Raw genomic sequence first — 10,715 nt, 5'->3', positions numbered from 1 at the left:
GTGGGGGGCAGGAGGCGGAGTTGGAGCATGGCCGCGAAGCGGGCGTCGGGGTCGGCGAGGTCGATGCCGCCGACCTCGGCGAGCCGGCGCAGCCTGTAGCGGAAGGTGTTGTGGTGGACGTACATGGCGGCGGACGCGGCCGTCACGTCGCCGAACGCCTCGAACCACGCCCGGAGGGTCTCCACGAGGCAGGTCGCGTGCTCGGCGTCGTAGGCCATCAGCCGGGCGAGAGGCCCGGTCGGGAGGTGGCCCCGCTCGGCCGTCAGGTCTCTCAGTTCGAGCAGGAGCGCCTCGACGTGCACGTCGGACAGGCCGGCCACCCGGCGCGTTCCGCCGTTGCCGCGCAGGACCCGCAGGGCCCGGTCGGCGCCGTCCCGCGAGCGGGGGAGGCCGGCGGCGTCCGCGGCGGTGGGGCCGACCCCGATCAGCGGGTGCAGCCGGTCGCCGACGCGCTCCAGGAACTCCGCCGCGACCCTGGTCGCGCGCTCCTCGGCGCGGTCCGGGTCGTGGTGCCACGGGAGGATGCCGTAGGCGACATCCCCGACCATGGCGGCGGTCGCGCGGGGGTGCACCGCGCTCAGGTGCATCGCGAACGCGTCGGCGAGGCGCTGCTGCTCGATGGCGCGGCGGGCCTGGAACTCGGCGGACGGGGCGGCGGACGGGAGGTCGAGCGGCGCCAGCGCCAGCACGATGCCCGGACCGCCGGTGAGGCGGAGGCGGCTGAGCGCCTCGGCCGCGCCGGGGCCGCCCTCCAGCGCGGTCCCGACGAGGTCGGCGCGCAGCCGGCGCTCGACGTCGGCGCCGGCGCGCAGCCGCAGCATGTGGAGGGCGACCAGCTTGGCGGCCTCGCGCAGCGCCCGGTTCCGCTCCGGGCTCAGCGGCTCGCGGACGGCGGCCCAGATGGAGCCGAGCAGTTCGTCCCCGGCGCGCACCGCGACGGCGACGCGGGGTTGGTTGAAGGTGTCGGTGCCGGCCTCGGGCGGGGGGACGTGGACCGGCTCGTCGCTGCGGTACAGCGCGCGGAAGACGCCGCGGTCCTCCAGTAAGCGGATGAACCGCTCGGGCACCTGGCGGCCGAGGATCGTCTCCACCCGCGAGGAGTCGGCCTCGTCCTGGCGGCCGGAGAAGGCGAGCACGCGCGAGCTGCGGTCCTCGATGGTGACGGGCGCGTCCAGCAGCGCGGCGACCGCGTTGGCCAGGGTGAACAGGTCGCCCGACGGCATCCCGCCCAGGGTCTGCGCGCCGGGCTCGCCGATGTCGCCCTCGGCCAGGATCGAGCGGAGCATCGCGGCGAGCTGCGCCCAGGACGCGCCCCGGGTGAGGGCGAGCAGCGCCACGCCCGCGCCGTCCGCCGCCGCCGCGACGTCCGCGCCGGACGGGGCGGGCGCGCGGACCACGAGCGCGGCCGCGCCGCGCCCGCCGAGCTCGGCGAGCAGCCGGATCACCTCGTCCCGGGTCTGGACGCCGATGCCGAGGACGATGGCCTGGCGGGGCAGTTCCGGCTGGTCGAGCGGGTCGTGGATGACCACGCCGCCGATGGAGCCGGCGCGGCCGGGGTCGCCGCAGACGAGGTCGAGCAGGGTGGCGCCGAGGTCTTCGAGGACCCGGACGAGGCCGGTCCGCGGGCGGGCGGTCACAGCGGGATCCGCTCCGTCGCCGCCTCCTCGGCGTTCGCCGCCCGTCCGAGACGGCCCCGCGGCGGCCGCAGCTCCACGCCGATGAGCTTCACGATTCGTCCTTTCGTCCGAAGATGTACCAGCCGGCGCGGTCGAATCCGGTCACCGTCCACCCGTCCGCGAGCAGCTCGCCGAACGCCTCGCGCACCGCGGCGCGCCAGCCCGCCGCGCGCGCCGGGTCGGCCCGGCGCAGCCTCTCGATGTCGTCGGGGACGGTGACGAGGATGGCCGGGCCGTCGATCCGGCCCGGCGCCGGGCCGCCGCCGGCCGTGGCGCCCAGGGCGACCACGGCGCCGCCGGTCCGGGCCGCCAGGGCGTCGCCGACCCGGTGCCGGCCGTGGCACGCCTCGGCGACCTCGGCGCCGTCCAGCCGCCACCGGACGAGGAGCCGGTCGGTGGCGTCGGTGCCGTTGATGGCGTCGTCCATCCGGCCGTAGAAGTCGCGCAGGTATTCGGCGGGCGCGGCCGCCAGCTTGCCGATGGCGAAGTAGGCGTTGCGCCGTACCAGCGGGTCGAAGGTCCACGACACCTCCGTCGCGCCGTGCATCAGGGCCCAGGCGCGCTGGTGCGCCTTCAGCGCGAACCCGACGCCGCGGCCGCGCATCCGCGCCGCGACCCCCGCGATATGGCTGTGCAGGGCCTCGTCCGGAGGCGGGCCGAAGAACCCGACGCAGGCCCCGACCAGCTCGCCGTCCTCGAAGGCGCCGGAGACGTAGCCGCCCGCCTTGGCCATCGCGCGCAGCAGCTCCCTGGTCATCGGGGCGCGCCCGCCGGCCGGCCGCCAGATCCCCTCGAACTGCAGGCGCACCGCGTCGAGGCCGGCCAGGTCGCCGATCGTGCGGACGCGGACGCCCGCCTTGCGCGCCGCCGCGTCGGCGGCTCTGACCGCGTCGACCGTGACGTCCTGGACGGTGCCGCCGAAAGGAGCCGCGATGGCCGCGAGGTCGGTGGAGGTGAAGACGTTCGTCATCCTGCGGGCCCGCCGTCCGCCGCCTCCTCGTCCGGCCGCGAGGGCGGGTGCGTGCCGAGCAGGTCGCGGACGAGCGCGCTGAGGAGCGCCGTGCGGCGGGGAAGCTCGGCGATCAGGACGTGCTCGTGGTCGGCGTGCGCGCCGCCGCCCACCGCGCCCAGCCCGTCGAGCGTGGGCGTTCCCGCGCCGGCGGTGAAGTTGCCGTCCGAGGCGCCGCCCACGGCGGCGGAGGTCAGCGGGCCGACGCCGAGCCGGTCGGCGAGCGCCGCGGCGCGGCCGAACAGCTCCGCGGAGGCGAACGCCGGCAGGGGCGGACGGTTCACCCCGCCGCCCACCACGAGCGACGCGCCGTCCAGGACCGGCGAGAGCCCGCGCATGGCGCGGTCCACCCGGGCCTGCTCGGCGGCGTCGCGGACCCGCACGTCCACGGCGAGCCGCGCCGACGCCGGGACCGTGTTGGTGGTGTCCCCGGCGCGGAGCAGGGTGGGGGTCACCGTCGTGCCGGCCTCGGCGCGCGCGATGGCGGCGACCGCGAGGATCTGGTGCGCGGCCTCGATCGTCGCGTTCACCCCGCGCTCGGGTTCGAGACCGGCGTGCGCGGCGACCCCGCGCACCAGCACCTCGTACAGCGACGTCCCCTTGCGCTCGGTCTTGAGCGCCCCGCCCTCGGCGGCGGCCTCCAGCACCAGGGCGGCGGCGCATCCGGCGGCCTCGGACTCGATCAGCCCCCGGGACGAGGGGGAGCCGATCTCCTCGTCGCCGGTGACCAGCAGCGTCACCCCGTCGGGGTCGTCCAGCGCGGCGATCGCGTGGAGGGCCATCACCAGGCCCGCCTTCATGTCGAAGCAGCCGGGGCCGCGCAGCACGCCGTCGCGCACCTCGAACGGGCGGGTGTCGAGCGAGCCGAGCGGCCACACCGTGTCGTGATGGCCGAGCAGCAGCACCCGCCGCGGCCCGCGACCGAGCCGCCAGCGCAGATGGGTGTGCCCCCGCAGGACGATCCGCTCCGGCTCCGCGCCGATCCGCGCCGTCCCCAGCGCGGTGACGGCGTCGGCGGCCCGCGCCACCGCGTCGAGGTCGGCGGACGGCGACTCGACGCGGACCAGGCGCTCGATGTCGTCGATCATCGTGCTTCTGGCATCCCTCATCGTGCCTCCCCCGTCTCCCCGCCGCCGGGTTCCCGAAGCGGCGATGTTCCGGAACACTAGGTCGCTCGTCCGCACCGGGCTTCGTGGAGACCCACAAGGAGGACGGCCCGCTTCAGTTCGCTCCAACGAACCACGCGCACTGCCGGTGGAGAGCGCACCGCCGGTCGAGCGCTCGGCGCCGGGCGGGCCGGGCGGAGGGTCAGGGGCGGCGCTGGGTCTCCTCCAGGTAGCGCAGGACGGCCACGACCCTGCGGTCCGCCTGGTCCGTGGGCGCGAGGTCGAGCTTGGCGAAGATGTTGCGGATGTGCTTATGGACGGTCCCCTCTGCGACGAAGAGCCGTTCGGCGATGGCGGCGTTGCCCAGCCCCTCGGCCATCAGGGCGAGCACGCCCCGTTCCCGGGAGGTCAGCCGCTCCAGCGCGCTGTCGGGACGGATGCGCGTGAGCAGCTGCGAGATGACGTCCGGGTCGATGGCCGTGCCCCCGGCGGCCACCCGGTGCAGCGCGCCGAGGAACTCCTCGACGCGCCCGACCCGCTCCTTGAGCAGGTAGCCGAGCCCGTCGGCGCCGCCGGTGAGCAGCTCGGCGGCGAACGTGTGCTCGACGTAGGCGGACAGCACGAGGACGGCCAGGCCGGGCTGGCGGCGCCGCGCCTCGACCGCCGCCTTGATCCCCTCGTCGGTGTGGGTCGGCGGCATCCGGACGTCGACGACCGCGACATCGGGCTTGTGGGCGTCGACGGCCGCCAGGAACGTGGCCGCGGAGTCGGTGGTGGCCACCACGTCCAGGGACTCGGCGCGTAACAGCAGCGCCACCCCCTCGCGCAGCAGGGGGTCGTCCTCAGCGATCACGATCCGCATGGCAGCTCCACGTAGAGGGTCGTCGGTCCGCCGGGAGGGCTGGTCAGGACGAGGCGGCCGTCGTGCGCCTCGACCCGGCCGCGGATGCCGGCGATGCCGGACCCTTCCCGCTCGTCCGCACCGCCGACCCCGTCGTCCTCGATCCACAATGACAGCCGTTGGCCCAGCCGGCGGACGATCACCTTGGCCCGCAGGGCCCGGCTGTGCCGGGAGATGTTGGTGAGCGCCTCGGCCGTCACGAAGTACGCGGTCGCCTCGACGGACGCGGCGCAGCGGCCGGGCAGGTCGACGTCGACCCGGCAGGGGATCCCGCAGTCCGCAGCGAGCCCGGCCAGCGCCCCGGCGAGCCCCCGGTCGGCCAGGACGGGCGGCAGGATGCCGCGCACGACGGTGCGGAGCTCGGCCAGTGCCTGCTCGGCGGCCTCCTGGGCGCGTTCGAGGGTGGCCTCCGCGGCGGCGGGATCACGGGCCAGCGCGCGGCGTGTCGCGCCGAGCAGCACCGTGACGGCGACGAGCCGGTTCTGGGCCGCGTCGTGCAGGGAGCGCTCGATGCGCCGCAGCTCCGTCGCGTGGGCGTCCAGCGCGGCGGCGCGGGTGGCCGACAGCTGCGCGACCCGCAGCGACAGGTCGGCGTCGGCGGCCGGGGCCAGCAGCCACCGCCCCGGCCACGCCTGCAACCGGGCCATGCCCGGTCCGAGCACCAGGAAGGCGGTGGCCAGCCCCAGCCCGAGGACCGTGACCGCCAGGGCGTCGGTGTCGTCCCGCACGGCCCACAGCACCAGGGTCGGGTTGACGTCGTCGGGCGGCAGCAACCGCCACCACAGCGGGTAGGTGATGTCCTGGACGGCGTTGAGCATCGCCGTCACCGCCGCCACGCTGAGGACCAGGCCCAGCGTGCCGTGCACGAACACCCAGTGCAGTTCCCGCCGGACGGTCGGATCCGCGAGGGCGGCGCGCGCACCGGCCGCCAAGGGCCCGGGACTGATGACCTCCGGACCCCAGCGGGACAGCCGCGAGCGCTCCCGGTCGGCGACGGCCCGGACGACGCGCGGCACGGTCGGCGCCAGCAGCAGGCCCACACCGGCGGCGCACGCGAGCCCGACCAGGATGACCCACACCGAGGCGGCGAGCGCCAGCAGGGCCGTGCCGAGGCCGCCGACGAGGTGTTCGACGGCGTCCAGCGCGACGCGGGCGCGCGCAGCCGCGTTCGCTCCGCCGCCCCGCTCGGGGACGGCCGATCCGGACTCGTTCGCGGCCATCGCAACCTCCTAGCCCGAGACGCTAGGACAGCGCGGCTCCTGGCGTAAGAGCGTCGGCGGCGAGGTACAGCCTGCTGTACCGAATACGGCTCGGTGGCCTGGATCGATTTTCACGATCAAGGTTCCTAGCGTGTTCCCCGTCGACCAGAGCGCTGACCAAGGAGAACGCGTATGACGGCCCCCCGCAACCCCTCCGAACCGTCCTCCGCGTCCTCCGTGCCCTCCACGTCCCCTGCGCCCTCCGCGTCCTCGGGGGAATCGGCCGCGCGCCCGCGCATGGGGATCGTCCGGCCGGTGCTGTGGCTGCTGCTGGTGATCACCGCGGCCGGCGCGATGGCGTCGTTCAGCGAGGGCGCCGCCGTGCTCGTCGGCGCCGCGTTCGGGATCCCGGCCCTGGCCTGCGGTGGCGCGCTGATCGTCCAGCACTACCGGAACCGCCGTCCCTGACGGCCGCGAGCGCCGAGGCCGCCCGCCCCGGACGGCCTCGGCGGTGGCGCGCGGCCCTACTTCGTGTCGGTGGGGCAGAACCCCTTGTCGATCAGGGAGTTCAAGGCGCGCTGGGTGGACAGGTCGTCGGGGGTGCCGTCACCGGTCGCCTCCACCACGATCGCCTGCCCTCCGTCGCCGCTGACGGCGTTCCTGGTGGTGTAGCCCGAAAGGTCGCCGGGATGGCCATAGTAGCTCCCGCCGCAGGTCAGCGGCACCTGGAGCAGCCCCAGCCCGTAGCGCGCGCCGGGCCACACCACGTCCAGCGGCTCGGCCCGCACGGTTGTCTTCATCTCGGCCAGCTGCGCCGGGCGCAGCAGCCGGCCGTCCATCAGGGCGCGGAAGAAGCGGGTCAGGTCGGCGGTGGTGCCGGTCATGGCCCCGGCCGCTTCGCCCCCCGAGGGGTTCCAGTCGGTGACGTCGACCACCTCTCCCCCGACCCCGAAGTCGGAGTAGCCGTGCATGTGCGGGCCCGGGATGTAGGGGAAGGTGGACGGAGCGGTGGTGCGCGCCAGCCCCAGCGGCTCGATGATGCCCTGGGTCACCTGCTCCTGCCAGGTGCGCCCGGTCGCCTTCCTGATGATCATTCCGGCCAGGATGTAGTTGGTGTTGGAGTATCCCCACGAGGTGCCGGGCGGGAAGGCCGGCTGGTGCCGCATCGCGATGGCCACCAGCTGCTCGGCGGTCCAGGTCGTGAAGCGGTTGGCCTTGAACGCCTCCTTGTCGGTGAGCGGGGGGAAGTCGGCGGTGTAGTTGAACACCCCGCTGGTGTGCTGCAGCAGCTGCCGGACGGTGATCTTGGAGCCGTCGTGGCCGTTGCCCGACACCACGCCCGGCAGCCAGCGCTCGACGGTGTCGTCCAGGGACAGCTTGCCCTGCCCGGCCAGTTGCAGCACCGCCGTGGCGACGAACGTCTTGGTGGTGCTGGCCATCCGGAACGCCTGGCCCGGCCGCACGGGCTCGCCGGTGGAGGTGTCGGCCTGCCCGGCGGTGGCGTACTCGGTCCCGCCGGGCCCGGTCTGCTGGGCCTGCACCCCGACCGTCCGGGTCCTCTGGACGGCGTTCACCCGATCCTGCAACGTGTCCTGCGCCGGCCTCGGCCCGGCCGCCGCCGGCAGCGCCAGCCCGGCACCGAGCAGTGCGGTGGCGAACGCAGTGGCCGTGATTTTCGTGCCCATTCTTTTCCGCATAAGCCGCGAACCCCCTAGTGAAAATCGATGCTCGCATCGCTTCCGCGATGACCTGAACACGGTAGGAGGCGGGAGACCGGGCCCACGAGAGAGCGGGCACCCCTCTTTATGGAGTGCGAGCGCGCACACATCCGGTACAGCCAGCTATACCCGCACTGGTAGAAGCCGGTCATTCTGCCGACGAGGCTTCGGTGCGCTGTCCAAAGAACGGCCAAATTCTGGTGCCGGACGGCGAGCGCCACATGAACTCAAGGTGCGCTGGACTTAGGGTGCGCTGGCGTGGCCGGTACGGACCGCGCCTATTCGGGAGCGCGGCGCACCCCGGTTTTCCTGGGATGGGGAGGCACGTCTTGAGGAGATGCTGGAAAGCCGCCGTCGCGGCCGCCGGAGCGACCGCCGTGGCAGCCGCCTCCGCGGGCTCGCCGAGCGCCGCCGGGACCGCGCACGGGACCGCGTCCGGGACCGCCGGGCAGGGGGACGGCGCCGCGCGCAAGGGCTGGGTCCTGGTGGACCACGAGGGCTTCGACCGGCCGCTGAAGGTCGACGGCGCCCCGTGGCGCCTGGATCCCCAGGGGCCGCGCAGCCCGTGGCACGTCGACGCGTTCGACGACGACGGCGAGGCCTGGAAGAAGATCAGCGGGCCCCTGTTCGCGAAGCGGCTCGCCGGTCTGAACGTGTTCCGCAAGCGCGTCGCGTTCGGCACCCGGGGCTGGCTGACCGCCGAGGTCGCCGCCGTCGACAAGGACCGGAACGGGCGTCCCGACTCGCGGCCCGGCCTGTCGACCGCGCGCCTGCCGGGCGGGCAGAAGGCCGCGCGGATCTCCGAGCCGAGCTGGGACGCCGGGGTGCTGATCCGCCCCAGCCGCCCGCTGCCACCGCGCTACCGCGTGGAGATGACGCTGCGCGGGATCGACTTCGGCGGCAAGCGGGGCGGCGGCTTCGACTACGGCGGCAGGCACAACGGCTACACCAGGGAGCCCTGCAAGACCCGGTACCCGTGGACGTTCCAGGGCGCGCTGCCCGGCAAGACGCGCTGCGACTACCCCGACGTGACGCGGGAGAACGGGTTCTACTACCTGACGATCCTCGACTACGCGACGCCCGCGCCGCACGGCAATCCCGGCGTCCACTACCGGCGCAAGGTCATCATGGACGGCTATTACAGCGACGACGAGCGCTGGAAGAACGCCGGGACGTGCGACCCGAGGACCGGCCGGATCTACCGGACCTTCGACGGCACCTTCAACGGCGTCAACGCGCTGTTCCCGCGGGGCGACCGGTTCCGCGAGGCGGCCAACAACAACATCAGCAACGAGTACTACATCAAGACCAGGTGCGGGAACGTCTCCATGGACAAGCCGTACGGACCGGGACGGCGATTCCAAGGACATCTCACCAGTGCCGAACTCCAGCCTGAATTGCTGCCCAAGGCCGCCTACCGGTTCGCCGTGGAACGCGACCGCACCGGGTACACGCTCGAAATGAGCGGCCCGTTCCTCCATATCGGGCAGGCCACGCTGCGCGTCCACCACGATTTCGTGGAGAACGGCCGTCCGATCTGGCACTACAACCAGACGCCCGGCGAGTACGACGGGCGATTCGACCGCAAGCTGACCCACACGGGCCCCGCCGGGACGTACACGACCGAGCACACCTGGCCCAAGGGCTCGGCCTATCCCGACTCCTTCATCATCGGCGACCCGCACCTGAACTACTACGAGGGGTCGGCGTCGGTCGACGACATCCGCCTGTACGTTCCCGAGAAGGGCAGGTAGAACCGGCGCCCGCGCACCGGGGCAGGCCGAGTTCGCCATCCGGCCTTCCCCTGGGTGATCGTTGCCCTACGCTTCGTGAGTTGTGACCTCCACTCACGCGATTCGCGAGGACCTGATCGGACGCGCGATAGAGCAGGGGCCCCCGCGGCGGACCTACCTGACGCGCACCTCCCACGCCCCCTTCGTCCCCATTCCCCCGGTACGCCTCGCCCCGACGGCGCCGCTGCTCGCCGCGGCCCGGGAGTCCGAGCTGCACCGGGTGGTGAAGGCGCAGATCGACTGGGCGCGCCCCGGCCGCGAGGTCGGCCCGCACGCCTATCCGGCCGACTTCGAGAACTTCCTCAGCATCACCTGCGGAGGCGGGACCCACGGCCCGCCGGAGTCCGCGGAGGTGGCGCAGGGCGTCCGGCAGTTCTGGGACGTGCTGGTGCAGGCCGGCATCCTGCACGTCGACAAGGCCCGCTCGCTCGTGTGGCCGGGCCCCGACGCGGTCGCGATCACGGGCCCCGACCCCGAGGCGGCGCTGCACGCCTGGAAGCGGTTCGTCATCGCGATGCTGGACGCCTGGAGCGGTGTCGGCCGGGTCGGGCCCGACGAGGAGGGGCTCAGCACGAACCTCCTGCTCCTGCTGTACGTCCTCGGCAAGCCGGTGCACCAGGACAGCGTCGTCCCGCTCCTGGACGACGAGACGCAGGCCGGGGTCCACCTCCATCTCAACGCGCTCGCCCATGCCGCGCTGCTGGAACTGCACGAGGCGAAGGTGGCCATCACTCCCCTGGGCAGGCTCGTCTGCCACACCCTGCTGCAGGAGGCGACCGGGCTGACGATCCCCGTGGTGGGGTCCTTCGCCGACGCGGACGCGGCGACCCTGCTGGAGGCGCTGGTGTGCTACCGGATCGACGACCTCCTGGAGGAGGTCGACGGCTGGCTCTCCGGGCGCTCGGTGGAGACCGGCATCGCGGAGATCCGCGCGGCGCTCTGCGAGGTCGGCCCGATGGCCCGGCACGCCGGGCTCGACCTGCTGGCGGGCACGTTCGGCGGACCCTTCGGAACCGAGGGCCGCCGCGCCCTGCTCGCCCTCGCGGGCGATCCCCGGCTGGGCGCGCTGGCCCACGGCCTGCTGACCCCGGACGAGGAGGAGCGGGCCTGCGCGCCGCACCGCGATTCCAGCGTGTGGGCGCTCCTCGACCTCGCCGCGATGAGCCTCGACGCCGGGACGCCCGCCCCGGAGATGCTGCGGAGCCTCGGCTACCTCGACCAGCCCGAGGAGAAGATGTCCGGCCTGATCGCCGGCTTCGGCTACGTCGACCACCCCTGCGCCGTCCGCTTCCTCGATGCCGTGATCGCCCACC

Annotated in this window: 9 protein-coding genes; 3 read left to right on the top strand and 6 right to left on the bottom strand. The window is 74.1% G+C overall.

The features are described from left to right. The 5 genes from E1298_RS37750 to E1298_RS37730 all read right to left on the bottom strand — a co-directional run. On the bottom strand, nt 1–1,637 hold a 1,637-nt coding region (locus tag E1298_RS37750), incomplete at its 3' end, for a PucR family transcriptional regulator (protein WP_131902044.1). Nucleotides 1,638–1,725: 88 nt separating this feature from the next. Then, nucleotides 1,726–2,646: a GNAT family N-acetyltransferase gene (locus tag E1298_RS37745; protein ID WP_131902042.1), complete on the bottom strand. Its 921-nt coding sequence runs from the start codon at nt 2,644–2,646 to the stop codon at nt 1,726–1,728. Then, a complete protein-coding gene (locus tag E1298_RS37740; RefSeq protein ID WP_131902040.1) occupies nt 2,643–3,794 on the bottom strand; it encodes a M20/M25/M40 family metallo-hydrolase in 1,152 nt (383 codons plus the stop codon). The genes E1298_RS37745 and E1298_RS37740 overlap by 4 nt, the downstream gene beginning before the upstream one ends. 199 nt (nt 3,795–3,993) lie before the next feature. Next, nucleotides 3,994–4,653: a response regulator transcription factor gene (locus E1298_RS37735; protein ID WP_131902038.1), complete on the bottom strand. Its 660-nt coding sequence runs from the start codon at nt 4,651–4,653 to the stop codon at nt 3,994–3,996. Further along, on the bottom strand, nt 4,641–5,912 hold the full coding sequence (locus E1298_RS37730; protein ID WP_131902036.1) for a sensor histidine kinase: 1,272 nt from the start codon (nt 5,910–5,912) through the stop codon (nt 4,641–4,643). The genes E1298_RS37735 and E1298_RS37730 overlap by 13 nt, the downstream gene beginning before the upstream one ends. A 171-nt stretch (nt 5,913–6,083) precedes the next feature. Here E1298_RS37730 and E1298_RS37725 point away from each other — a divergent pair, with 171 nt between their 5' ends. Next, the gene (locus E1298_RS37725) at nt 6,084–6,359 is read left to right on the top strand and encodes a hypothetical protein (protein WP_131902034.1); all 276 of its coding nucleotides are present in this window, start codon (nt 6,084–6,086) and stop codon (nt 6,357–6,359) included. Nucleotides 6,360–6,415: 56 nt separating this feature from the next. Here E1298_RS37725 and E1298_RS37720 read toward each other — a convergent pair whose 3' ends face one another. Continuing rightward, on the bottom strand, nt 6,416–7,576 hold the full coding sequence (locus E1298_RS37720) for a serine hydrolase domain-containing protein (protein WP_131902032.1): 1,161 nt from the start codon (nt 7,574–7,576) through the stop codon (nt 6,416–6,418). A gap of 410 nt (nt 7,577–7,986) precedes the next feature. On the opposite strand from E1298_RS37720, the gene E1298_RS37715 reads away from it, so the two are divergent. Beyond that, nucleotides 7,987–9,363 carry a hypothetical protein gene (locus tag E1298_RS37715; protein ID WP_207945079.1) on the top strand — a complete coding sequence of 459 codons (1,377 nt, stop codon included), beginning with the start codon at nt 7,987–7,989 and terminating at the stop codon, nt 9,361–9,363. Between the two features lie 82 nt (nt 9,364–9,445). After that, the coding region (locus E1298_RS37710) for a hypothetical protein (protein WP_131902030.1) at nt 9,446–10,715 on the top strand (1,270 nt) is incomplete at its 3' end.

The sequence above is a fragment of the Actinomadura rubrisoli genome, from assembly GCF_004349215.1.
Lineage (GTDB): Bacteria > Actinomycetota > Actinomycetes > Streptosporangiales > Streptosporangiaceae > Spirillospora > Spirillospora rubrisoli.
Note: the sequence above shows the minus strand (reverse complement) of the source record. Positions and strands in the feature narration are given on the sequence as shown.